The organism is Bacillus sp. MM09(2025) (assembly GCF_050496725.1).
Classification (GTDB): Bacteria; Bacillota; Bacilli; order Bacillales; family Bacillaceae; genus Bacillus; species Bacillus pumilus.
This window is the reverse complement of the sequence record NZ_JBNWEN010000004.1, coordinates 1353893-1378850: the sequence shown is the minus strand read 5'-3', so window position 1 is coordinate 1378850 and position 24958 is coordinate 1353893. Positions and strand designations below refer to the sequence as shown.

The window sequence follows — 24958 nt, the reverse complement described above, 5'->3', positions numbered from 1 at the left end:
TCCTCCGCTTGCAAAAACAAAAAACATTTTTTGGTTAAAAAACGAAACCTTTCATGTTGTTTTTGCGTCTAATTAATTAGAAAACAGTGCTTCTATTATAACCAAAAAAACAGAGGGTGCGCAAAGCCCTCTGTTCATATAAATGATTTGATGTGTTTATTTGAGTACTCTAATTTTCACTCTTTTATTTCCCCATTGATAAGCTGCCGACTTATTTGGGACGAACACATCAATTTTATTCCCTTTTATAGCAGATCCAGTGTCTGATGCAACGGCATATCCATAGCCTTCCACATACACTTTAGAGCCTAGCGGAATGACACTCGGATCAACTGCTATGACCTTTGCACCTGGATTTGATTTTAAATTATAGCCTGTTGACGTTCTGCCCGTACATCCAGCACAGCTCGCTGTATAGGCTGTCGAGGCCACATAAAATTCTTTTCCTGACGATTCATTGCTTCTTGAAACGGCAGGTGTCGCTTTAGGCTCTTTTTGGGACTCTTGTGTACCAACGGCCACTAAACGATCCTTGCTATCTTTTTCAGTCACTTCTTTAATTAATTCTTTAGACACCACTTTGCCGTTTTCTTTCACAATGGCATAGTGCTTCTTCAATTTACCTTCTTCACCTTTTTTAAGCACCTTCTCTTTTCCTTTTTCAAGAGAACGATCCTTTTTATGTTTGGTATCAAAAGCAATTTTCTCTTCCACTACATCGGTGACTTTTTCCACCCGAGTGATCTGAATATCTGCGCTTTTTTTAGTTATATGACTATGTAACGCAGGTTTGATCTTATCGTGCTTCTTGAGCTTCAGCTCTTGCTGCTTTAAAAAGTCAGCGACCGTAGTCGAAGTGGTCCACACTTTTTTCTCTTTTCCTCCATCATTTACGCTGACCTCGAAGGCCTGCTGAACCACAAGATCCATATCTTTTTTAATCTTGTCATTCTTTCCTGGAGTTACTTGATCGTGCTTCCCAATATCTATCTTCTCATTCTTCAATAATGCTCCAACCGTCTGATCTGTTGTCCATATCGTTTTCTCTTTCCCATCTAGGGTCAGATGAACCGGTATAGCCGCATCATACACAATGTTCATGTTGTCTTCAATCTTTGTATTTAGACTTGGAGAGATATGATCCTCCGCCTTGGTCTTTATTCCAAGGTCTGAAAGCAGCTGTGCTACTGTCTCTTCATGTGTACGAATTGTCTTCTCTTTACCATTGATTGAAATGGTAATAGACTGCTTAGTGAGCTCATGCGCACCGTAAGCCGTCCCAGTTCCAGCTAAAAGCAAGCAAACAACTAGTAATAAAACCTTGCCTTTTCCTAGCTTTACAGAAAACAGATTTTTCATTTTTTGTACGATGAAAAACGCCTCCTTCTCCTCGGAGAGATTATATAGAGTATCTCAAAACCTGTCAACCCTTCCACCCACTGTACAAAAATGCTCGATTGTACCCCTATTATGGGAGTTTAATGGAAGGAAGGGAAGAAAGACTTATCGACAACTTATCCTATGAAGAGGCGTAAACGTGTAGAACATTTTCGTTATGTTTCACAAATGGACAAGCTTAAACAAGGATTGACATCATATACTGTCAGTTTATACCGAAAACTTTTTTTGCATTTTTTGTGGTCAATTCAGCAAGCTCTTCAAAGCTTATTTCTCGTAACTCCGCAATCTGTTCTGCGATATATTTCACATAACTCGGCTCGTTACGTTTCCCTCTAAATGGCGCTGGCGTTAAGTATGGGCAGTCTGTTTCAATTAAAAGCCGGTCACTTGGTATGTCCTTGACAACTTCCTTCGGTTTTTTTGCATTTTTAAAAGTCACGGGTCCACCGAATGAAATATAAAAGTTCATATCCATACACGCTTTTGCGATTTCTAGGCTGCCAGTAAAACAATGCATAATCCCTCCAACTTCAGCCGCTCCCTCTTCCTTTAAGATCGTCACGACATCTTCCGTTGCGTCACGATTATGAATAATGATCGGAAGATTCACTTCCTTCGCAAGAGCAATTTGACGTCTAAAGACTTCTTTTTGCACATCTTTAGGCGACTTGTCCCAATAGTAATCCAGACCCATTTCTCCAATTGCAACGACTTTTTCATGTTGAGATAATTCTTTGATCCACAGCAAATCCTCATCTGTCATATCAATGGCATCAACTGGGTGCCAGCCAATGGCTGCATAGATGAAATCATACTCTTCAATTAATTCCATTGCTCTCGTAATTGTCGGGCGGTCAAACCCTACCACCACGATTTTTTCGACTTTTTCACTCTTCGCTCTTTCGATCACCTGCTCTAAGTCTTCATTATATTGTTCCGCATTTAAGTGGGCATGTGTATCAAATAACATCGTTGATTGCTCCTTTCGACAATTCTTCCAAAAAACAAAAGGTGTTCGACGAAATGTTACACGTGGAACACCTTTGTTGATTTATAAAATTTTTGTTCCATTTGCTAGAGATTGATCCACTTCAAGAACCTGCAATTTCCCGCCAGTTTCTCCAGTTAAAATCATTCCCTGGGAAATTTCCCCTCTGAGTTTAACTGGTGTGAGATTCGCTACACAGACGAGCTTCTTCCCTACTAATTCCTCAGGTTGATAATGCTTGGCTATCCCTGAAACAATTTGTCTCTTTTCAAATCCAAAATCAAGCTGCAACTTTAGGAGACGATCTGCTTTTTTCACTGGGGCTGCTTCCAGCACCTGTGCAACTCGAAGATCAACTTTTGAGAAATCATCAAATGCAATTTCTGCTCCCAGCTCAGGTAATTCTGTTTCTTCTATTTCTACTTTCTCTTCTTCTATCTTTGGTGCACTTCCCTGCATTTTCTCTTTAATATATGCTACTTCTTCTTCAACCTCTAAACGCGGGAACAAAGGCTCTCCTTTTTGTACCGTCGCTTGTTGAATCGCACCGAAAGATAGAATGCTATCCCAGCTTTTAAGTTTCTCTTCTTCAATGCCAAGCTGGAAGAAGATTTTCTCAGGTGTTTTCGTTAGGAAAGGCGTTAAGAGCACTGCTGTGATGCGCAATGATTCTGCTAAATGATACATAACAGAATGCAGCTCTTTTCGTTTTGTTTCATCCTTTGCCAGCACCCATGGAGCTGTCTGATCAATGTATTTATTGGTTCTGCTGATTAATGTCCAAACATTTGAGAGAGCCACCGAGAATTCAAGGTTTTCCATCGCTTCTTCATAGGCTTTGACTGTTTGCTCCGCTACTGCTTTAAGCTCCTCATCAAACTCATTAACTGGACCCTTATAGCTGCTTAATGTCCCGTCAAAATATTTTTGTACCATCGCAACTGTACGGTTAAGCAAGTTACCTAAATCATTGGCAAGATCATAGTTTACACGTTCCACGAATCCTTCTGGTGTAAACACACCATCCGCACCAAATGGTACTTCACGAAGGAGGTAATAACGAAGGGCATCAAGACCGTAGCGATCAATTAATGTGACCGGATCTACTACGTTCCCTTTTGATTTAGACATCTTGCCATCTTTCATCAACAGCCAGCCGTGTGCGAAAATTTGTTTCGGCAGCGGTAGATCAAGTGCCATCAGCATAATTGGCCAATAAATCGTATGGAAACGAACAATTTCTTTCCCTACGAGATGCACGTTGGCAGGCCAATATTTTTTATATTTTTCATCCTGATCCGTTCCGTAACCAATCGCAGTTAAATAGTTGAACAACGCATCAATCCATACATAAATGACGTGCTTTGGATTGTTTGGAACTTTAATTCCCCAATCAAAGGTTGTTCTTGATACAGCCAAATCCTCTAAACCTGGTTTAATGAAGTTATTGATCATTTCATTCTTTCTTGATTCAGGCTGAATGAACGTTGGATTCTTTTCGTAATAGTCTAGTAAACGATCCGCATACTTACTCATACGGAAGAAATATGATTCCTCTTTAATTAATTCAACAGGATGTCCGCTGTCAGGGCTTTTCCCGCCAGTGACTTCTCCCTTTTCATTCCGCTCAACATCCACAAGCTGTGTTTCCGTATAGAATGTCTCATCCGGAATACTGTACCAGCCTTCATATTGATCTAAATAAATATCGCCTTGATCAAGCAGCTTTTGAAATACTTGCTCAATGATTTTCGTATGTCTTTTTTCTGTTGTACGGATGAAATCATCATTGGAAATGTCGAGTTTCTTCCATAGTGATTGAATGTCTGCTACGACCGGATCTAAATACTCGATCGGTGTGATGTTTTGTTCTTCAGCTTTTTGCTGAATTTTTTGTCCGTGCTCATCTGTACCCGTTAAATACATCACATCATAGCCTTGAAGACGTTTATAACGAGCCATAGCATCCCCTGCTACTGTCGTATAAGCATGTCCAATATGTAATTTTCCGCTCGGATAGTAAATAGGTGTTGTCAGATAGAACGTTTTTTTCTTTTCCGGCATGTTGGAACCTCCTGCGTGTGTGTAAATGTCAAAAACTCCCGCCCAATGGACGAGAGCGGTTATTATCATTACATGAAAATGTGTTAGATCCATTTATTAAATTTTGCACTTGTGCTTTCTCTATGATACCATCTTAGCCTTTAAGATCAAGCATATATACATAGAACAAGATGAAATGATCGAAAAAGATGAGTTTTTCGAAAAAAACGACAAACCTGTCGACATTTTGTCGAATATTGTCGTAAGAAATCTATTTCCAGATTTACAATTGTCTAATTTAGGGCAAAAGTCTTGTTAATCTGAGCTCGTCATTTCTTATATTTTCATAGAAAAGAGCCGCAAAATCCTTATAAATCAGTAGTTTCAAGGTCTTTTGACTTTAAGAGTCATATTTTACAAACAATAGTAAACAAAATGATTGACGATTTATGGAAACCTTGTTATGCTATGAATGTAAGGAATTTGTCGAATAATGACGAAGATAATATTATATTAAGAATAAGAACTCTTTGGGAGGAGAATGAAGATGAAATCTACAGGTATTGTACGTAAAGTTGACGAATTAGGACGCGTGGTGATTCCAATCGAACTTCGCCGTACTCTAGGAATCGCTGAAAAAGACGCTTTGGAAATTTATGTTGATGATGAAAAAATTATCCTAAAAAAATATAAACCAAACATGACTTGCCAAGTTACAGGTGAAGTATCAGACGATAACCTTAAACTTGCTAATGGTAAATTAGTTCTTAGCCGTGAAGGTGCAGAGCAAATCATTAACGAAATCCAAAACCAACTTCAATCACAAAAATAAGTTTGATATAAAAAAGGTTCTTGCACCGTTTGCAAGAACCTTTCTTTATTGTTCAATATGATAAGCATCGTATATGGTGCGTTTTGGTACATCACGTTCGACGGCTGTACGCTTAATGGCTTCCTTCGACGTTAATCCTTGTTCTATGTAATGGATCACGTGTTCTTTTTCTGATAAGGGCTTCCACCAGGCTTCTTCATTTAGCTCTTCTTCATCTTGATCGTTCCCTTGTACGACAAGACAGAATTCACCTCGGATTTGATTCTCTGCCGCCCATGTCAGCACAGACTCTAAATCTCCACGAACAAACTCTTCAAATTTTTTCGTCAGTTCTCTCGTAATGGCAATTTCCCGGTTGCCCCACACTTCCTTCATCAAAGTCAGCGTTTCTTTTAACCGATGGGGCGCTTCATAGAAAATGATTGTTTCTTGACGCTTCTTCAAAGTTTCAAGCTGTTTTTTCTTTTCTTTTTTTTGTCGGTCGAGAAATCCATAAAAGAAAAATGGCTGCGGTGTAATCCCTGATGCAATGAGTGCTGTAAGTGCAGCATTTGCTCCAGGTAATGGAACGACATAACCGCCGATATTCGTAAAATCTCGGACCACTTCAGCACCTGGATCAGAAATTGTCGGTAAACCAGCATCACTCACGAGTGCGATGTTTTTTCCTTCTTTTAACCATTCGATCAACTTGTGACCGCTGCTGTCTTTGTTATGCTCATGATAACTCGTTAATGGCGTATCAATTTCATAAACATGACAGAGTTTTTTCGTTTGTCTTGTATCCTCTGCGGCAATATAGTCTACATCTTTTAATGTTTGTATGGCTCGAAACGTCATATCTTCTAAATTGCCAATTGGGGTTGGGACGAGATATAGAATGCCCATATCTGATTGATCATCAAAGCTTTTCTGTGTTTTCATGTGCCGCCTCCTTTTCAATACGCATTTCTTCTATATAAAGATCTTTCTTTTTCCGTGTCCACGTTTTGAAACGATATTCTTGCTGCATGGCTTCTCTTTTGGTTGCAAAACATTCATGATAATACAGCTCAACTGGCCGTCTTGCTCTTGTATACTTTGCTCCCTTTCCACTATTGTGGGTCGTCAGTCTTTTTTGTAAATCATTTGTATAACCTGCATATAGGCTGCCGTCTGCACATTTCAATACATAGAAATAATGATTATGCTTCTCCATACAGTATCGTCCTGATTTCCTCAGTATACTCTTGATCATCTCCATAAACAAAAAGAGGCGGGAGAATTTTCAGATCTGGTTTTCCATCTTTTATCCCCTCTACTAAGATGGTATTGGCTTCTTTCCCCTGTTTGGGATAAACAAATTGAATTCGTTTTGGCTCAATTCGGTACTTCTTCATCAATTCCACAATCTCAAGCAGCCGTCCCGGCCGATGAACCATCGCCAGTTTCCCTCCTTGCTTCAGCAGCGTGGAAGAAACACGAATGACATCTTCTAATGTACAATGGATTTCATGCCGAGCAATGGCCAAGTATTCATTCTCATTGATTTCTTCTTTAGAAGGTGTCTTAAAATATGGCGGATTACATGTGATGACATCTACTTTGTGATTGCCGTAGCGTGCTGGCATATCATTCAGATCACCATGAATCAGTTCTATCTGCTTTTCAAGTTGATTATACGCCACACTTCTTTTTGCCATATCAAACAACCGTTCTTGAATTTCGACCCCAGTAATGGAGGCCTTAGATCGAGTCGAAAGCAGCAATGGCACAATGCCATTTCCCGTGCAAAGATCAATGATCTCTCCTTTTTGGATGGGCACATACGCAAATTTTGCTAATAACACTGCGTCCAATGAAAAGGCGAAAACCGTTTTACTTTGAATAATTTTCATATCTTCGGCGAGCAAATAATCTAATCGTTCATCTTCTCTTAACGAAACCATGATGTATCCTTTCTTTTCCTGTGAAAAAGGCTTCCGATTCAGCGGAAGCCTTTTCTCATTTTTTATTTAAAAATGACAGACAGAACAAACAGTCTCCCTCTTTACGTATGCTCCCATAATGTACATTGCAAATATGGAAGCCCTCCTGATATAACCGAGCCAGGTTATCATGACCTTCTCCTATATCAGAATGACCTGGTTTCTGAGCAGAATCATTTTCTATCTCAGACGATTTGTCCCGATCGGACTGATCCAGACGTTCACGCAAGTGCTGATTCTCCATCTGAAGCTGATGATTTTCTTCAATCACTTCACCGATATGATTTTTCAAATCACCTAACTGGCGATAAAGAGAACCGATTTGTTCTTCTAAATTGATCACCGTATCAAATAGTTCCTTTTTATCCAAGGTGGCACACCTCGTTACTCAGTTGTTTGTGCAGATACAACGCCTTCTTGTAATAATTCTTCCCAAGTATATTCTACCACTTTTTCTTGCCCGGTTAATTCAACTTGCAAAATTCGTTCTAAAATGTTGAGCCCTACTACCTTTGCAGAGCCACTAGATGTCTGAATCGTTTCACCGATATCCGGCAATTGTTCTTTCGCTGTTTCATACTCATCATTCTCATATTTCAAGCAGCACATCAAACGACCGCAAAGCCCTGAAATCTTTGTGGGATTTAGCGACAAGTTTTGATCTTTTGCCATCTTAATGGATACTGGTTCAAAATCTCCTAAGAATGTCGAACAGCAAAGCATTCTCCCACAAGGTCCTATGCCACCCAGCATTTTTGCCTCGTCTCTTACACCAATCTGGCGAAGTTCAATTCTCGTTTTGAAGATCGATGCAAGATCCTTCACTAGCTCACGGAAATCTACTCTTCCATCCGCTGTGAAGTAGAAAATGACCTTATTTCGGTCAAATGTAAATTCAACATCAACCAGCTTCATTTCAAGACCGTGTTCACTTACCTTCTGAAGACATGTATCAAAGGCTGTCATCGCTGCTTCTTTGTTTTCCTCAACGATGAGCCGGTCTCGTTCGTCTGCTACACGAATTACCTTACGCAGAGGAAGAACGACATCGTGTTCATCTACTTTTTTATTAGCGATGACCACTTGTCCGTACTCAACTCCTCTGACCGTCTCTACAATGACACAACTATCATTTTCTATATGAAATCCATTAGGATCGAAATAATAGATTTTGCCCGCTTTTTTAAAGCGAACACCAATTACGTTGTACAAGCTTATCCCTCCTGCAACATCAACACCAATTGCTCCATCAGCCCTTGGGCATTCACGTTGGATTGAAGTCTTTTTTTCGCTTCTAATACAGCAAGGATCTGGTTCGTCACCATCTGCTGTGTGGAATGCAGCGCGTGCTGCTTCATTGTCTGGAATAAGTCTTGATAAATGACTTTATCTTCATTTCCTATTTGAATCGACAATACATCACGATATATAAATAAAAGCATATCCAGACCTGTTTCTTGAAGGTCTTTCTCTTTGAAAAAAGGCATCCATTGATCCTGTATATAAAAAAATGCATGTTCTTTTCGCTGGTGTAAGACTTCATACAATTTTATCACTTTCGCTCTAGACTCTGCAAACTGATCATTTCGACTTAATTCGAGTGCTTCTGCTAAATTGTTGGTTAAATTCGACAAAAGCCTTGCAAGATGCTGAGGTACGCCTTCTTGTAATAGCTGCTGCTCCAAGGATTGTGGCTGCAGCGGCTGAAAACTGAGCATCTGACATCTTGAAATAATCGTATCCAGCATTTTATGCGATTGCTCCGTGATTAAAATTGCCATCGTTTCCCGGTTAGGCTCCTCTAGGAACTTCAATAAACTGTTCGCGGCATTGACCGTCATTTTGTCCGCATGAAGAATGATATACATTTTTCGGTGAGATTCCACACCTGCTTTTGTAAATTCCTCTTGCAATGCCTGTACTTGCGCTTTCTTAATTGATTGACCATCAGGCTGCACGAGATGTAAATCGGGATGGTTTCCTGATTCAATCCTCTTGCAGTTTTGACAGGATTCACACGGCTTCACTCCTGATTCCAAGCAAAAAAAGCTCTTTGCCAAAAGCATCGCAGCATCCTGCTTACCGGTCCCTTTTTTTCCTTCAAATAAGTAAGCATGCGCAAGTCGGTCTTTATCAATACTATTAAAAATCAGCCGCATGACGCGCGGCTGCAAATCATTCATGTCATCCCAGCTAATTGCCATGTTATCACTCTCTATGTGTAAAGGTTAATCAATAAACCTTTTATTTCTCCAATACGTTCAAGCAAATCAATAGATGGCTTCTCTTGGTCCATCATATCCTCTGTTAATTCAATCAGCTTTTCATCTAATGCTTTGACTAAAGCGAGTGTACGCGTGTTGCCATAAATGTCAAAGCTTCTTGATGTTTCTATATTTAATCCATTATCGACTGTCTCTTTCACAAAGCGCTTCACAAGACCTTTAAACCTAGCCAAGTCCTTTAAGTTTCGTGACTTTGTCAGCTTTTTACCGAACACTTCGATATCACTTAGCATAACCGTCAGCTGCTCTAAGCGCATTTTGCCGCTTTGCGTCTCCATCGATGCTTTAAAGGAGGCAGATGTTTGGCTTCCTTTAATGCCTTGGAGTTCACGCTTTTCTAAAAGCAGCCGCATATCTTGATTAATTTTCACAGCAACCCATCCTTAGAATTGATGAAATTGTTCAACTGGCAGAATAAAGACAGTAGCTCCACCAACTTCAACCTCAACAGGGTATGGTACATATGAATCTGCGTTACCACCCATTGGAGATACAGGTGCAATCATTTGATCACGTTTACGGCAATTTTCTTTTATAAGCTGTAACGCTTTATCCACTCGGACATCATCACAACCAATGATAAAAGTCGTGTTTCCAGACTTTAAAAACCCACCAGTTGAAGCTAATTTTGTCACGCCGAATTGATGTTCAGTCAATATTTTCAACAACTTGCTGCTATCTTGGTCCTGTACAACGGCAACAATTAATTTCATTTGATTGGCCTCCTTTGTTTTAGGCACAGGTGACATGCCGATGTCTTCCTCTATATTATAACAACGATTGGGAATGAGGTCATATTTGATTTTTCTTTAATGTGTCCTGAATCACTCGAAGTACTTCTTCATAGACATCCTGCATCGGCTGAGAAGCATCCACAACGCGGAATCGTTCTGGTGATTGCGCAATAAGCAATTCATAGCCTTCTCTAACCAACTGGTGGAAATTCAGCGTCTCCATGTCTAATCGGTTCTTTTCTCTTCCTTGATTGGCATGAATTCGCTTTAGCCCTTCCTCAGGTGTAATGGAAAAGTAAATTGTCATTTGCGGCATCGTGCCATCAATAGCAAAGTCGTTAATTGATCTGACTTGGTCAATTCCAAGTCCTCTCGCATAGCCTTGATAAGCAAGAGAGCTATCAACAAAACGATCACATAAGACAGTCTCTCCGCGCTGCAATGCCGGTTCTACCTTTTCAGCCAAATGCTGCCTTCTTGCTGCTGCATACAGCAATGCTTCTGTTTTCGCATCCATTTTTGTATTTTTTTCATTTAAAATAACTTCACGGATCTGCTCAGCAATGTCAATGCCGCCCGGCTCGCGTGTCGCCATCACTGCATATCCTTGACGTTCCATTTCTTCGTACACTTTTCGTATCACTGTCGTTTTTCCGGCGCCCTCTGGCCCTTCAAACGTAATAAACATACCGCTCATAGTGTCTCCTCTTCTATATAAACATATAATTTTCTCTGATGAATGACCTGACTTGCTTGAATATGAACCTCGTGACCAAGCAAACGGCTTAACGCCTCAATTTGTTCTATTTCAATGCGCTCTCCCTTAATCATCAAAGGAATACCAGGTGGATAGGGAATAATGGATTCTGCACTCACCCGGCCTGCTGCTTGTTCAAATGGGACAGCCTCTATGTCTTGATTTAGTATATCAGTCTCAATAGATACCGTTTCATTTTGGATATGTTTTTTCCCTTTGAGCAATGAATCACTTTGCTTAAGAGCCTGCTCGATCCGCTTGAAAGGAACGTTTTTCCTCTGTTCTAAGCTAAGTACAAGTAAAACTTGATGTTCGTCCGCAAGCTCTGGATGAACATCCACTGATTCAAGCACCTGTTTTAGTTCGTAACCAGTCAGTCCTTTTGTTGATCGAATGACGCATTTTAAAGGATCGGAATATAGCGTGTCAGGTTCTACCACTTCAAGATAGGTCAAACGGCTGAACTGATCTTTCAGCTCTGTCAGTTCTTTCATAATTACATCCAATGTCCCTTTTCCTTTGATCTCCTCAACATAAGCTCTTGCCACATCTAATGAGGCCATAATTGGATAAGAGGGCGAACTACTTTGAAGCATCGTCAGCAAGGTTTTCAAACGCTTCGCATCGATTCGATCCCCTTGAAGATGAAGATAGGAACCCATCGTCATTGCTGGAAGGGTTTTATGTGCTGATTGTACCACCACGTCCGCTCCATAGGAAAGAGCAGATGGAGGAAAGCTGCCGCCCAATACAAAATGCGCACCATGTGCCTCATCAACCAAAACAACCATACCTGCTTCATGACACATGTGAATTAGCTTTGATAAATCAGCTGCATGTCCGTAGTAGTTCGGATAAGTCAAAACGATTGACCGGCAATGAGGATGTCTTGCTATGGCTTTTCTCACTGTATCATCCGTCACATGTGTTGGAACGTGCAAGTGTGCGTCTATCTCAGCGTCTATCAAAATAGGCGTTGCCCCTGCCAGCTCGATCGCATGGAAGACAGACTTATGGCAATTACGCTGGACAAAAATCTCGTCTCCCGTGCGGCATGCTGTCATCACCATCGCCAAATTTCCGACTGTTGTGCCATTCACAAGGAAGAAACTTTGATCTGAACCATATAGCTTAGTCAATAAATGTTCTGCCTCTTGGATGACCCCAGTCGGATGATGAAGATCATCAAGACCTTCAAGCTCCGTCACATCCAGTTGAAGGATGGAAGCATAGTGAGACCGTGCCTCATCAAAAAAGACATCTCCATTGTGATGTCCTGGAACGTGAAAAGAATAAGGCTTCTTTTCCGCATGCTGTGCTAATGCTGTATATAAAGGTGTTCTCAAACAAATCGACCCTTTTCACTTTAACGATATCTTAAGTCTATTATAACGTTCAAACAAGTGAACCGAAAGATGGTTTCTCATTCCTTTATTGGATTCGCCAACTGCTGCTCTGCCTCATACATACTGCTTTTCAATTGAGCCCGCTCTTGGCTTCCATGTTCTTTCACCTGTAACGTTTCCTGTAATGTTTCAGCTAATTGACTTTGAACCTTTTTCAATGTATCTATAGGGGCTAAAGATGCCTCTTCAAGAATCTGCCCCTGCTGTTTCGATACATTTTCATATGTTTTTTGGATTCGGTTCTCAAGAGATGAATTGGCCCGCTGCTGAATATGCGTTAATGCAATCGACATTTGGTTGATCCATAGAGGAATAGATGCTGAAACAGTTGATTGAATGTGATTGGCCAATGTATGATTCGTATGCTGGATCATCCGAATTTGAGCATTACATTGCAATGCAATTTGCCGGCTTAACAGCAAATCATACTTTCGTTCCTTTAGTCTCTCCACATACTCTTCTTCATTGACTTCTTGACTCATCAATTGCTCCTCTATTGTCCGTTCAACAGAAAGTTGCGTTTCTGAAAGAGGCTGCTGCTCTAACGTTGACATTTTCGCTTCAACCGCGGCAACCTGCATCGTCATCTCTTGAAAATAAGTTTGATTTTCTTCAAATAAACGCTCTAATAACATATGGTCCGAGATTAATACGCCTCTTGCATAACGAAGCCTTGCTGACAATCTCTCGATCTGTGATTTTGCATGTTGAAAACGTGATATGATCTCCTGAGTAGATCGCTTATCTCGTTGAAACCATTTCAAAAAAATGCTCTGTTTCTTTGGCACTAAATCCTCAGGCTCCACTACATGCAACTGCTGCAAAAAGGCCTCCAGCACATCTCCTATTTGATCGATATCTTTTTTCTCAACATATTTCATCATCTGTTGTGATTGTTCCAATAGTCGTTCCTGCACACGTGTACCATAGAAAAGGAGCTTTTGCGGATTGTCAGGGATCTGCTGAGCTCGCTTCACGGCTTCTTTTTTTTCTTCATCAGATAAGGTATCAAACACCCGAAACTGAAGATCTATATTGGGGGTAGGCGGTGTTATGGCGTGATCTTCCAGTTTCATCGAGTGTTGACTCCTTTCATCTATTTCTTCATCATTTTATCAGCTACTTCAAGCTCAATATGAAGAGCTTCTATATCTCTTCCTAACACTTGCTGCAAATCATTCGTCAATTGCTTTTGCAGCTCTGTCAATGTCACTCGGGTTTGGCTCAATGTCATTTCCAGCTCATGACTACGATTAGGCTGATTATACAAGAGTGCATATTTCTCAGTTAGTTCAACGACAGAATCCAAGCTTTCAAAATAAAAACGCTGAGCATCATAAAAACGATTAGGCTCTTTTTTTGTTATTGTATAGATTCGTCGTGCAAGCCGAAAAACTTCATAATTATGTTTGATTGTTTGTACGTTTTTCACAGCAAATAAAGCTTTTTTTAAACGCACAAGCTTTTGCCCTGCTTCTTTTAAATGCTGTTTGATATATACATAATCACTACGAGACAGTCCGTGTTTCTTTAAAAACAATTGGAAAGCAGTCCATCTGCTCCCTACAAACACCACACCCCACCCAATCATCGCATACAGTATCGATAATCCAGCATGATGATGGAAAACCCCTATACTGACGGTTAAAATCACAAGCGAAAAAAAAGTAGAGAGGATGGCCCATATAAATGTATAAAAGATTGATTTCATGTTTATCGACTCCTATGAATAATCAGGCTCTCTGTTTATCTTATTATGAATTACGGATGATGTCCAAACTAAGTTCCAAAAAACAAGCCCAATCCTTCATAGCTCATAAAAAAAGACCATCTAGTGGTCTATGAATACAAAGGCGGCGTATGAAGATTTTTGAGCTTTCTCACATAATCGGAATAGCTAGGATCCGAGGTCGATGTAGAAATTAACTTTCGCTCACAGTCTCGGCACAAAAACTGATGATATAAATAAATTCCCTTTGTCTTGTTCTCTTCACAAATCAAACAAATCGCTTCTCGCTCTTTTTTGTCCATTGTGACACCTCCACTTATAGCTTCAGTATGCCCTAGCGCTTTCAATTGTATACAAAATTAAGAATGTTTTAGATGGTAGTTTAGTATATGTATCCATGTCAGATCGGGTGTTTGTTCCTTTTCTTAAAAAACAAAAAAGACCAGTTCCATACGGAACTGATCCTTAGACAAGCTTGGCGGCGTCCTACTCTCACAGGGGGAGACCCCCAACTACCATCGGCGCTGAAGAGCTTAACTTCCGTGTTCGGTATGGGAACGGGTGTGACCTCTTCGCTATCGCCACCAAACCTGATGGAGAGAATGTTCTCTCAAAACTAGATAACAATGTTCAAACTTCACAATAGAATATAGGTTAAGTCCTCGATCTATTAGTATCTGTCAGCTCCACGTGTCACCACGCTTCCACCTCAGACCTATCAACCTGATCATCTTTCAGGGATCTTACTTCCTTGCGGAATGGGAAATCTCATCTTGAGGGGGGCTTCATGCTTAGATGCTTTCAGCACTTATCCCGTCCGCACATAGCTACCCAGCGATGCCCTTGGCAGAACAACTGGTACACCAGCGGTGCGTCCATCCCGGTCCTCTCGTACTAAGGACAGCTCCTCTCAAATTTCCTGCGCCCGCGACGGATAGGGACCGAACTGTCTCACGACGTTCTGAACCCAGCTCGCGTACCGCTTTAATGGGCGAACAGCCCAACCCTTGGGACCGACTACAGCCCCAGGATGCGATGAGCCGACATCGAGGTGCCAAACCTCCCCGTCGATGTGGACTCTTGGGGGAGATAAGCCTGTTATCCCCGGGGTAGCTTTTATCCGTTGAGCGATGGCCCTTCCATGCGGAACCACCGGATCACTAAGCCCGACTTTCGTCCCTGCTCGACTTGTAGGTCTCGCAGTCAAGCTCCCTTGTGCCTTTACACTCTGCGAATGATTTCCAACCATTCTGAGGGAACCTTTGGGCGCCTCCGTTACATTTTAGGAGGCGACCGCCCCAGTCAAACTGCCCACCTGACACTGTCTCCCTGCCCGATAAGGGCAGCGGGTTAGAAGGTCAATACAGCCAGGGTAGTATCCCACCGATGCCTCCACCGAAGCTAGCGCTCCGGTTTCCAAGGCTCCTACCTATCCTGTACAAGCTGTACCAACATTCAATATCAGGCTGCAGTAAAGCTCCACGGGGTCTTTCCGTCCTGTCGCGGGTAACCTGCATCTTCACAGGTACTATAATTTCACCGAGTCTCTCGTTGAGACAGTGCCCAGATCGTTGCGCCTTTCGTGCGGGTCGGAACTTACCCGACAAGGAATTTCGCTACCTTAGGACCGTTATAGTTACGGCCGCCGTTTACTGGGGCTTCAATTCGCACCTTCGCTTACGCTAAGCGCTCCTCTTAACCTTCCAGCACCGGGCAGGCGTCAGCCCCTATACTTCGCCTTACGGCTTCGCAGAGACCTGTGTTTTTGCTAAACAGTCGCCTGGGCCTATTCACTGCGGCTTCTCGGGGCTTTAACACCCTAAGAAGCACCCCTTCTCCCGAAGTTACGGGGTCATTTTGCCGAGTTCCTTAACGAGAGTTCTCTCGATCACCTTAGGATTCTCTCCTCGCCTACCTGTGTCGGTTTGCGGTACGGGCACCTCTCACCTCGCTAGAGGCTTTTCTTGGCAGTGTGGAATCAGGAACTTCGCTACTAAATTTCGCTCGCCATCACAGCTCAGCCTTCACGGGAAACGGATTTGCCTATTTCCCAGCCTAACTGCTTGGACGCGGATATCCAATACCGCGCTTACCCTATCCTCCTGCGTCCCCCCATTGCTCAAATGGTGAGGAGGTGGTACAGGAATATCAACCTGTTGTCCATCGCCTACGCCTTTCGGCCTCGGCTTAGGTCCCGACTAACCCTGAGCGGACGAGCCTTCCTCAGGAAACCTTAGGCATTCGGTGGACGGGATTCTCACCCGTCTTTCGCTACTCATACCGGCATTCTCACTTCTAAGCGCTCCACCAGTCCTTCCGGTCTGACTTCACAGCACTTAGAACGCTCTCCTACCACTGTTCGTAAGAACAGTCCGCAGCTTCGGTGATACGTTTAGCCCCGGTACATTTTCGGCGCAGAGTCACTCGACCAGTGAGCTATTACGCACTCTTTAAATGGTGGCTGCTTCTAAGCCAACATCCTGGTTGTCTAAGCAACTCCACATCCTTTTCCACTTAACGTATACTTTGGGACCTTAGCTGGCGGTCTGGGCTGTTTCCCTTTCGACTACGGATCTTATCACTCGCAGTCTGACTCCCAAGGATAAGTCATCGGCATTCGGAGTTTGACTGAATTCGGTAACCCGGTAGGGGCCCCTAGTCCAATCAGTGCTCTACCTCCGAGACTCTTACCTTGAGGCTAGCCCTAAAGCTATTTCGGAGAGAACCAGCTATCTCCAGGTTCGATTGGCATTTCACCCCTACCCACACCTCATCCCCGCACTTTTCAACGTGCGTGGGTTCGGGCCTCCATTCAGTGTTACCTGAACTTCACCCTGGACATGGGTAGATCACCTGGTTTCGGGTCTACGACCACGTACTCATGCGCCCTATTCAGACTCGCTTTCGCTGCGGCTCCGCATCTTCTGCTTAACCTTGCACGGGATCGTAACTCGCCGGTTCATTCTACAAAAGGCACGCCATCACCCTTTAACGGGCTCTGACTACTTGTAGGCACACGGTTTCAGGATCTATTTCACTCCCCTTCCGGGGTGCTTTTCACCTTTCCCTCACGGTACTGGTTCACTATCGGTCACTAGGGAGTATTTAGCCTTGGGAGATGGTCCTCCCGGATTCCGACGGAATTTCACGTGTTCCGCCGTACTCAGGATCCACTCTGGAGAGAACAACATTTCAGTTACAGGGCTGTTACCTTCTTTGGCGGGCCTTTCCAGACCTCTTCGCTTATATCGTTCCTTTGTAACTCCGTATAGAGTGTCCTACAACCCCAAGAGGCAAGCCTCTTGGTTTGGGCTGTTCCCGTTTCGCTCGCCGCTACTCAGGGAATCGCATTTGCTTTCTCTTCCTCCGGGTACTTAGATGTTTCAGTTCCCCGGGTATGCCTTCTCATACTCTATGTATTCAAGTATGGATACTACTCCATTACGAGCAGTGGGTTTCCCCATTCGGAAATCTCCGGATCAAAGCTTGCTTACAGCTCCCCGAAGCATATCGGTGTTCGTCCCGTCCTTCATCGGCTCCTAGTGCCAAGGCATCCACCGTGCGCCCTTTCTAACTTAACCATTTCTTACTTTAGAAAGAATCACTATGTGTGATGAACTTTGCATTGCATTCAATGTGAATGTATTACTTATTGTTATCTAGTTTTCAAAGAACACGTTGGTGGAGCCTAGCGGGATCGAACCGCTGACCTCCTGCGTGCAAGGCAGGCGCTCTCCCAGCTGAGCTAAGGCCCCGATTTAATAGAAGATGGTGGGCCTGAGTGGACTCGAACCACCGACCTCACGCTTATCAGGCGTGCGCTCTAACCAGCTGAGCTACAGGCCCATCTTTCATATCGAAGATATGATGTTGTAGGATCTTTTGCAAGTTCCTTCAAAACTAAACAAGACGAAAACGCACACTGCTCCATATATCCTTAGAAAGGAGGTGATCCAGCCGCACCTTCCGATACGGCTACCTTGTTACGACTTCACCCCAATCATCTGCCCCACCTTCGGCGGCTGGCTCCATAAAGGTTACCTCACCGACTTCGGGTGTTGCAAACTCTCGTGGTGTGACGGGCGGTGTGTACAAGGCCCGGGAACGTATTCACCGCGGCATGCTGATCCGCGATTACTAGCGATTCCAGCTTCACGCAGTCGAGTTGCAGACTGCGATCCGAACTGAGAACAGATTTATGGGATTGGCTAAACCTTGCGGTCTCGCAGCCCTTTGTTCTGTCCATTGTAGCACGTGTGTAGCCCAGGTCATAAGGGGCATGATGATTTGACGTCATCCCCACCTTCCTCCGGTTTGTCACCGGCAGTCACCTTAGAGTGCCCAACTAAATGCTGGCAACTAAGATCAAGGGTTGCGCTCGTTGCGGGACTTAACCCAACATCTCACGACACGAGCTGACGACAACCATGCACCACCTGTCACTCTGTCCCCGAAGGGAAAGCCCTATCTCTAGGGTTGTCAGAGGATGTCAAGACCTGGTAAGGTTCTTCGCGTTGCTTCGAATTAAACCACATGCTCCACCGCTTGTGCGGGCCCCCGTCAATTCCTTTGAGTTTCAGTCTTGCGACCGTACTCCCCAGGCGGAGTGCTTAATGCGTTAGCTGCAGCACTAAGGGGCGGAAACCCCCTAACACTTAGCACTCATCGTTTACGGCGTGGACTACCAGGGTATCTAATCCTGTTCGCTCCCCACGCTTTCGCTCCTCAGCGTCAGTTACAGACCAGAGAGTCGCCTTCGCCACTGGTGTTCCTCCACATCTCTACGCATTTCACCGCTACACGTGGAATTCCACTCTCCTCTTCTGCACTCAAGTTTCCCAGTTTCCAATGACCCTCCCCGGTTGAGCCGGGGGCTTTCACATCAGACTTAAGAAACCGCCTGCGAGCCCTTTACGCCCAATAATTCCGGACAACGCTTGCCACCTACGTATTACCGCGGCTGCTGGCACGTAGTTAGCCGTGGCTTTCTGGTTAGGTACCGTCAAGGTGCGAGCAGTTACTCTCGCACTTGTTCTTCCCTAACAACAGAGCTTTACGATCCGAAAACCTTCATCACTCACGCGGCGTTGCTCCGTCAGACTTTCGTCCATTGCGGAAGATTCCCTACTGCTGCCTCCCGTAGGAGTCTGGGCCGTGTCTCAGTCCCAGTGTGGCCGATCACCCTCTCAGGTCGGCTACGCATCGTCGCCTTGGTGAGCCATTACCCCACCAACTAGCTAATGCGCCGCGGGTCCATCTGTAAGTGACAGCCGAAACCGTCTTTCATCCTTGAACCATGCGGTTCAAGGAACTATCCGGTATTAGCTCCGGTTTCCCGGAGTTATCCCAGTCTTACAGGCAGGTTACCCACGTGTTACTCACCCGTCCGCCGCTAACATCCGGGAGCAAGCTCCCTTCTGTTCGCTCGACTTGCATGTATTAGGCACGCCGCCAGCGTTCGTCCTGAGCCAGGATCAAACTCTCCGAAAAAGTACAAAACCGAAGTTTTGTTTTTCGTCAGCGTTTGACTGACTACCTATGATATTTCATAGGATTTTTTTATAAAAACTCGAATTAACAGGTACGTTTTGTCTTGTTTAGTTTTCAAAGAACTTGTTTACCGCTTCAGAAGCGACTAGAACATCATACCATATTTAAATTGTTAATGTCAACAACTTTTTTGTTATCATGTTTTTTCGTTTCTTCGTCATCAGCGACGTATACTAATTTACCACCATACAGGATCAAAGTCAACAATATTTTTCATTAAATAATAAATTTTTCAATTACGACTAAAGCTGCTACGCCTGGGATGCCCAATAAACCACTGATTCCACTTGTTACAGGGTTAATAGAAACATGTAATCCTAGACTCTCACCAAATAGATTGAGGCAAAATAAAAAAAGAGCACCTGCCACAAACTTAACTCCGATCAGCCCTAACCATTTGAAGGGGTTCGCTTGAACACCTGACATAAACAACAATAGCACAGCTAGCAAAATTGATCCGATCACAATAACAGGTTCCATAATCCTCTCATCTCCTCTTCATAAGAATAGTACAAGCATATGAGAGGACTATCTAAAATAGACCTGCTATCTCCAGTTGTTTAAACGTAAATTCCTCTTTTTCGCTTCTCTTAGATAGAAAAAGTACTTCGCTTGAGCAAGCTTTAATTCGAATAGAATGTCCGGTGAAGGCTCAACGCTATTTGCGACAAGCTTTTTTTGTCTGTTCCATTCTTCCTTTTGCTTAAAAAGCTGTTGAATTAATTTCTCATCGAATTCTTTTCGAATTGATTTTCTGCGAAGAAAACCCATGTACCGTACTTCTCCTTCCTACATCTCACGTCTGCCCTCTAGAGCTTTAGACAGTGTGACTTCATCCGCATACTCTAAATCTCCACCTACTGGTAGTCCGTGAGCAATACGAGAGAGTTTAATTCCTGATGGTTTCAACAATCTAGAGATATACATGGCTGTAGCCTCTCCTTCAATGTTTGGATTGGTTGCAAGTATTACCTCTGTCACTTGATCGTCTTGCAATCTTTTTAACAGGTCAGGAATTTTAATATCCTCTGGGCCAATGCCATCCATCGGCGAAATGGCACCATGAAGCACATGATATAAGCCGTTGTATTCTTTCATCTTTTCCATTGCGATCACATCTTTTGGATCTTGCACTACACAGATAACAGATTGATCTCTTCTTGTATCTTCACAAATATAGCAAGGATCTTGATCTGTGATATGGCCGCATACCGAGCAATAAGTTAAATTACGCTTTGCGTTAACAAGCGCCTTCGCGAAATCTAGTACGACATCTTCCTGCATACTAAGAACAAAAAAAGCCAGACGGACCGCAGTTTTTGGTCCGATTCCTGGCAATTTCATAAAGCTGTCAATCAGCTTTGATATTGGTTCAGGATATTGCATCTTCAGTTATTCCTCCTAGAATAAACCTGGCATGTTCATTCCTTTTGTGAATTGACCCATTGTTTCATTTGTTAACTCATCCACTTTTTTCAATGCGTCGTTTGTTGCTGCAAGTACAAGATCTTGAAGCATATCGATATCTTCTGGATCAACAACTTCTTCATTGATTGCTACATCGACAACTTCTTTTTGTCCATTTACTTTTACAGTGACCATACCGCCACCTGCTGTACCTTCAAGGACTTTTTCTGCAAGCTCTTCTTGAGCCTTAGCCATATCCTTTTGCATTTTTTGCATTTGTTTCATCATTTTTTGCATATTTCCCATTCCACCACGCATATGAACACCACTCTCTTTCATTTTTATTAATCTTTAATTTCAATTAAATCGGTTCCTACTAACTTCTTAGCTTCTGCAATCAACGGATCTTCTTCAGCAGAAGTCCCCTGACCATCTGCCTGTTCATCCGGCTGATGATCTCTTAAAAATTCTTCTCTTATTTTACCCCATTGAGCGTCAGGAACGCCAACTAATTCCACTCTTTTACCTAACATAGACTCTAATAGCTGCTCAAGGTTGGTTCGAACACCACTTTTATCTTCAGCAACCATTTTACAATGTATTTCAAACTTGAATTTTAAAACAAAGGCATGAGTAGCAGCAGCAACTGGTTCACTGTCCGTTAATAGTGCAGCGTGAGACACCTTATTCTGCTGTTTCAAGTGGGCAAGGAGTTCTCCCCATTTGCCTTTAATTTTTTCTAATTCTGGACGTTTTGCTTCTTTTAGAATCTCGTGAATTCGGCCGACAGGTGCACGATATCCATTTTTGTTACTCGTTTGTGGTCGAGGTGCTTCCTTTTTTTCTTGAGGATGATGAGAATGAGACATTGGCACACCCTCAGCTCTTATCCTAGATAGCTCCTGTTCCAACCTGTCTATTTTATCCGTTAGCGTCGTTAAATCAGCGTTAGCATGAGCTTGCGGTATTCCAGCCGTTGACTGACATAGCTTAACAACAGCTACCTCAAAGAAAATCCTCGGATGATTCGTCCATTTCATTTCTTGGTGACTTTTATTCAGCACTTCAATTGTTTCATATAGAAATTGAGGTGTCACACGATCCGAAAGCGTCACGAAATTTTCATCGACCTTTACCTTTTCAAGGACCCCTTCCAAATCTGGTGCTGTTTTATAAAGCAGCATATCTCTAAAATAAAAAATCATGTCCTCGATTAATTTAGCAGCATCTTTCCCCTGCTGAAGTAATTCATTTAAGGTATCTAACGCCACGGCAATATTTTGATCAAAAATTGCTTCGGCTAGCTGACTAATGAATTGCTGAGAAACAGCTCCTGTAATGAGCAGCGCATCATCAATTGTCAGTTGCTCACCACTAAATGAAATGGCTTGATCTAAGAGGCTTAGTGCATCACGCATACCACCATCAGCTGCACTAGCGATAATCTCGAGCGAGCCCTCTTGTACATTTAGGCTTTCTGCATCTACAATTTTCTGCATTCTTCCAACAATATCTTTTGTCGTAATTCGTTTAAAATCAAATCTCTGACAACGAGATATGATGGTAAGAGGAATCTTATGAGGCTCTGTGGTAGCCAAAATAAAGATACAATGAGCGGGCGGCTCCTCTAACGTTTTAAGAAGGGCATTAAACGCCCCGATAGAGAGCATATGTACTTCATCTATAATATAAACCTTATATGTAACCGCCGAAGGTGCAAACTTCACTTTATCACGTATATCACGGATTTCATCTACGCCGTTGTTTGAGGCAGCATCTATTTCGATCACATCTGAAATCGAGCCGTTTGTAATCCCTTTACAGGCATCACATTCATTACAAGGTTCACTCACAGGTGACTTTTCACAGTTCACTGCCTTCGCAAAGATTTTAGCAGCACTTGTTTTACCTGTTCCTCTAGGACCTGAAAATAAGTAAGCATGAGAAAACTTCTTCTGCAAAAGGGCATTTTGCAACGTTTTTGTGATGTGTTCTTGTCCAACAACATCCTCAAAAACTTGAGGTCTGAACACTCGATACAAAGCTTGATAACTCACAAATACGCCCTCCTCCATTTATCATCTTTTTTATTATACATGATGCACCGATCAATTCAAAAGCACACCTTTATTTTCTAATAAACGAAAATGATGATTTCAACTATAGATTTTCTACTTTCTGTGAATCAAAAACCTGTTTTCTAGATTTTCGAATTGATCTGCCACGCCAATAAGAACACTAGTTCCCATTGTGATTAATAAAAAACAAAAAGACTCAAAAAAGATTTTTTGACTATTTGTATAAAAAAAGCAGCTGAACTATTCTTTAAACAGCAACAAAAAACTCACCTAGATTAACTAGATGAGTTACATTTAATATTGATTTACCGTGCACCTTCTGTCGATTCGCTACCCCAAGCGTTACTTAAACAGTTAGCTCGGCCCAGGCAACCCTGCGGCACATGAGAGGTTTCACTTAATGCTGCTTCCTTCCGGACCTGACATGGTTCATGAATTCCCATTGCGCAGGACCCAGACGTCAACACCACTTATTTAAGGCAGACCTTGAAGTAAACGAACCTTGAGAAGGGATTCGGCCTCGCTAGAGCGGATTGCGAGTACAGGGCACCGCTACCTCCCCGCTTAGCACGGCAAAATGAATATTAAATTGTTAGTGACGCAGACATAAGTATACCTTCTTATAGTCGAAATTGCAAACGACATCCATTCATTTACTTTTAGCTTGTTTCTTTCGTTGACGGAGATTTCGGAAGAACTGACTTAACAGCTCACCACACTCATTTTCAAGTACACCACCAATGACTTCAGACTGATGATTGAACCGTTCATCATCCAGTAAATTCATTAAAGTACCTGCACATCCACCTTTTGGATCGTATGCACCGAAAACGACCTTTTTCACTCTAGAAAGGACAATAGCTCCCGCACACATAGGGCATGGTTCAAGCGTCACATAAAGTACGGCATCTTCTAAACGCCAGCTTCCAGTCGTTTTACACGCTTCATCAATAGCAAGTAATTCTGCATGTGCAATTGAACGCTGCTCTGTTTCCCTTAAATTATGAGCGCGGCTCACAATTTGGTCATCTAAAACGATGATGGCACCGATTGGTACTTCTCCTATTTGTTCTGCTTTTAAGGCTTCAGAAATAGCTTCTTGCATAAACTGTTCATCTCTCGTCATAGCACGGCTCTCTTTTCATGTTTTTTAAAAGGATATTGAGGTTAACATATTAGCACAATCTTTTAAAGGGGGTCTTACTTTGCAAAAGCACCAAAAGGCACTGCTTATTATCGACATGATTAATAATTTTGATTTTGAAATGGGACATGTGCTCGCTGATAAAACAGAGCAAATGACCAATAAGATTTTAGCTCTTAAAGATCATGCTTTCAAGGAAAATTGGCCGATCATCTATATCAACGACCACTATGGTCTCTGGAAGGCTGATATTCAAGCTGTGATGGAAACATGCAAGAACGAAAGAAGCGCCCTTATTTTAGAGAAAATGGCACCATCTAAAGATAATTACTTCTTAATTAAACCAAAGCATTCTGCCTTCTATGGAACTGCATTAGAGACACTCTTAAATGAATTAGGTGTGCAAGACATCATTTTGACCGGAATTGCAGGAAACATTTGCGTTCTGTTCACTGCAAATGACGCATACATGCGAGAATACAACTTAATTGTACCTAAAGATTGTATCGCATCAAATGACAATAGAGACAACGAATATGCTTTAACGATGATGGAGAACGTTCTACTAGCAAAAATCACCACTGCTAAAGAGATCACGAATGAAAATCAAACATGATTTATCCATAACCCTCATAAA

Annotated in this window: 24 protein-coding genes, 2 tRNA genes, 3 rRNA genes and 1 other RNA gene; 2 read left to right on the top strand and 28 right to left on the bottom strand. The window is 42.6% G+C overall.

Features of this window, described 5'->3' with window-relative positions; translation table 11 throughout:
• Positions 1-156: 156 nt before the first annotated feature.
• From ACQYAC_RS13355 to metG, 3 genes are all read right to left on the bottom strand, one after another.
• Positions 157-1359: a ubiquitin-like domain-containing protein gene (locus ACQYAC_RS13355; protein WP_429943463.1), complete on the bottom strand. Its 1203-nt coding sequence runs from the start codon at positions 1357-1359 to the stop codon at positions 157-159.
• A gap of 244 nt (positions 1360-1603) precedes the next feature.
• Positions 1604-2371: a TatD family hydrolase gene (locus ACQYAC_RS13350; protein ID WP_050945797.1), complete on the bottom strand. Its 768-nt coding sequence runs from the start codon at positions 2369-2371 to the stop codon at positions 1604-1606.
• Between the two features lie 81 nt (positions 2372-2452).
• Positions 2453-4453 (bottom strand): methionine--tRNA ligase, encoded by a 2001-nt coding sequence (metG, locus tag ACQYAC_RS13345; protein WP_180309727.1) that lies wholly within the window; start codon positions 4451-4453, stop codon positions 2453-2455.
• A gap of 520 nt (positions 4454-4973) precedes the next feature.
• Between metG and ACQYAC_RS13340 the strand changes: the two genes are divergently transcribed.
• Positions 4974-5264, top strand: coding sequence for an AbrB/MazE/SpoVT family DNA-binding domain-containing protein (locus ACQYAC_RS13340; RefSeq protein ID WP_087975202.1), 291 nt, complete (start codon positions 4974-4976; stop codon positions 5262-5264).
• A 45-nt stretch (positions 5265-5309) separates the two neighbouring features.
• On the opposite strand, the gene rsmI is transcribed toward ACQYAC_RS13340, so the two are convergent.
• The 25 genes from rsmI to tadA form a co-directional block, all read right to left on the bottom strand.
• Positions 5310-6188 (bottom strand): 16S rRNA (cytidine(1402)-2'-O)-methyltransferase, encoded by an 879-nt coding sequence (rsmI, locus tag ACQYAC_RS13335; protein WP_429943462.1) that lies wholly within the window; start codon positions 6186-6188, stop codon positions 5310-5312.
• A complete protein-coding gene (locus ACQYAC_RS13330; protein ID WP_003217970.1) occupies positions 6166-6462 on the bottom strand; it encodes a GIY-YIG nuclease family protein in 297 nt (98 codons plus the stop codon). The genes rsmI and ACQYAC_RS13330 overlap by 23 nt, the downstream gene beginning before the upstream one ends.
• Complete coding sequence (locus tag ACQYAC_RS13325) at positions 6449-7192, bottom strand: tRNA1(Val) (adenine(37)-N6)-methyltransferase (protein ID WP_044140390.1); 744 nt, start codon at positions 7190-7192, stop codon at positions 6449-6451. The genes ACQYAC_RS13330 and ACQYAC_RS13325 overlap by 14 nt, the downstream gene beginning before the upstream one ends.
• A 55-nt stretch (positions 7193-7247) precedes the next feature.
• Positions 7248-7601: a DNA replication initiation control protein YabA gene (gene yabA / locus ACQYAC_RS13320; protein WP_429943461.1), complete on the bottom strand. Its 354-nt coding sequence runs from the start codon at positions 7599-7601 to the stop codon at positions 7248-7250.
• A gap of 14 nt (positions 7602-7615) precedes the next feature.
• A complete protein-coding gene (locus ACQYAC_RS13315) occupies positions 7616-8443 on the bottom strand; it encodes a PSP1 domain-containing protein (protein ID WP_003217932.1) in 828 nt (275 codons plus the stop codon).
• Positions 8444-8445: 2 nt separating this feature from the next.
• Positions 8446-9435 (bottom strand): DNA polymerase III subunit delta', encoded by a 990-nt coding sequence (gene holB, locus ACQYAC_RS13310; RefSeq protein WP_429943460.1) that lies wholly within the window; start codon positions 9433-9435, stop codon positions 8446-8448.
• An 11-nt stretch (positions 9436-9446) separates the two neighbouring features.
• A complete protein-coding gene (locus ACQYAC_RS13305; protein WP_058015827.1) occupies positions 9447-9887 on the bottom strand; it encodes a YaaR family protein in 441 nt (146 codons plus the stop codon).
• 12 nt (positions 9888-9899) lie between these two features.
• Complete coding sequence (locus ACQYAC_RS13300; RefSeq protein WP_012008640.1) at positions 9900-10229, bottom strand: cyclic-di-AMP receptor; 330 nt, start codon at positions 10227-10229, stop codon at positions 9900-9902.
• 79 nt (positions 10230-10308) lie between these two features.
• On the bottom strand, positions 10309-10947 hold the full coding sequence (gene tmk, locus ACQYAC_RS13295; protein WP_058015826.1) for a dTMP kinase: 639 nt from the start codon (positions 10945-10947) through the stop codon (positions 10309-10311).
• Complete coding sequence (locus ACQYAC_RS13290) at positions 10944-12353, bottom strand: aminotransferase class I/II-fold pyridoxal phosphate-dependent enzyme (RefSeq protein WP_429943459.1); 1410 nt, start codon at positions 12351-12353, stop codon at positions 10944-10946. Before ACQYAC_RS13290 ends, tmk begins: the two co-directional genes overlap by 4 nt.
• Before the next feature lie 77 nt (positions 12354-12430).
• Positions 12431-13489: a toxic anion resistance protein gene (locus ACQYAC_RS13285; RefSeq protein ID WP_429943458.1), complete on the bottom strand. Its 1059-nt coding sequence runs from the start codon at positions 13487-13489 to the stop codon at positions 12431-12433.
• Between the two features lie 20 nt (positions 13490-13509).
• The gene (locus tag ACQYAC_RS13280) at positions 13510-14124 is read right to left on the bottom strand and encodes a 5-bromo-4-chloroindolyl phosphate hydrolysis family protein (protein WP_429943457.1); all 615 of its coding nucleotides are present in this window, start codon (positions 14122-14124) and stop codon (positions 13510-13512) included.
• Between the two features lie 128 nt (positions 14125-14252).
• Entirely contained in the window at positions 14253-14444 is a 192-nt protein-coding gene (locus ACQYAC_RS13275) for a sigma factor G inhibitor Gin (RefSeq protein WP_058015823.1), read from the bottom strand.
• Positions 14445-14615: 171 nt separating this feature from the next.
• Positions 14616-14731: ribosomal RNA gene (rrf, locus tag ACQYAC_RS13270) — 5S ribosomal RNA — on the bottom strand.
• A 61-nt stretch (positions 14732-14792) separates the two neighbouring features.
• Positions 14793-17723, bottom strand: a 23S ribosomal RNA gene (locus ACQYAC_RS13265).
• A gap of 98 nt (positions 17724-17821) precedes the next feature.
• Positions 17822-17897: transfer RNA gene (locus ACQYAC_RS13260), tRNA-Ala, on the bottom strand.
• A gap of 14 nt (positions 17898-17911) precedes the next feature.
• A tRNA-Ile gene (locus tag ACQYAC_RS13255) sits at positions 17912-17988 on the bottom strand.
• Between the two features lie 95 nt (positions 17989-18083).
• Positions 18084-19632 (bottom strand): 16S ribosomal RNA (locus ACQYAC_RS13250).
• Together the 16S, 23S and 5S rRNA genes with 2 tRNA genes alongside form the textbook arrangement of a ribosomal RNA operon.
• Before the next feature lie 276 nt (positions 19633-19908).
• Complete coding sequence (locus ACQYAC_RS13245) at positions 19909-20172, bottom strand: pro-sigmaK processing inhibitor BofA family protein (protein ID WP_008342006.1); 264 nt, start codon at positions 20170-20172, stop codon at positions 19909-19911.
• Positions 20173-20238: 66 nt separating this feature from the next.
• Entirely contained in the window at positions 20239-20463 is a 225-nt protein-coding gene (locus tag ACQYAC_RS13240) for a YaaL family protein (protein WP_003218088.1), read from the bottom strand.
• Between the two features lie 18 nt (positions 20464-20481).
• Positions 20482-21078: a recombination protein RecR gene (gene recR, locus ACQYAC_RS13235; protein ID WP_003218094.1), complete on the bottom strand. Its 597-nt coding sequence runs from the start codon at positions 21076-21078 to the stop codon at positions 20482-20484.
• Positions 21079-21093: 15 nt separating this feature from the next.
• Complete coding sequence (locus tag ACQYAC_RS13230; RefSeq protein ID WP_008342011.1) at positions 21094-21417, bottom strand: YbaB/EbfC family nucleoid-associated protein; 324 nt, start codon at positions 21415-21417, stop codon at positions 21094-21096.
• Between the two features lie 26 nt (positions 21418-21443).
• Complete coding sequence (gene dnaX / locus ACQYAC_RS13225; RefSeq protein ID WP_003218100.1) at positions 21444-23156, bottom strand: DNA polymerase III subunit gamma/tau; 1713 nt, start codon at positions 23154-23156, stop codon at positions 21444-21446.
• Positions 23157-23485: 329 nt separating this feature from the next.
• An RNA gene (ffs, locus tag ACQYAC_RS13220) (signal recognition particle sRNA large type) lies at positions 23486-23750 on the bottom strand.
• Between the two features lie 76 nt (positions 23751-23826).
• Positions 23827-24303 (bottom strand): tRNA adenosine(34) deaminase TadA, encoded by a 477-nt coding sequence (tadA, locus tag ACQYAC_RS13215; protein WP_058015899.1) that lies wholly within the window; start codon positions 24301-24303, stop codon positions 23827-23829.
• A gap of 79 nt (positions 24304-24382) precedes the next feature.
• Between tadA and ACQYAC_RS13210 the strand changes: the two genes are divergently transcribed.
• Positions 24383-24937 (top strand): isochorismatase family cysteine hydrolase, encoded by a 555-nt coding sequence (locus tag ACQYAC_RS13210; protein WP_429943456.1) that lies wholly within the window; start codon positions 24383-24385, stop codon positions 24935-24937.
• The last annotated feature ends 21 nt before the right edge of the window (positions 24938-24958 follow it).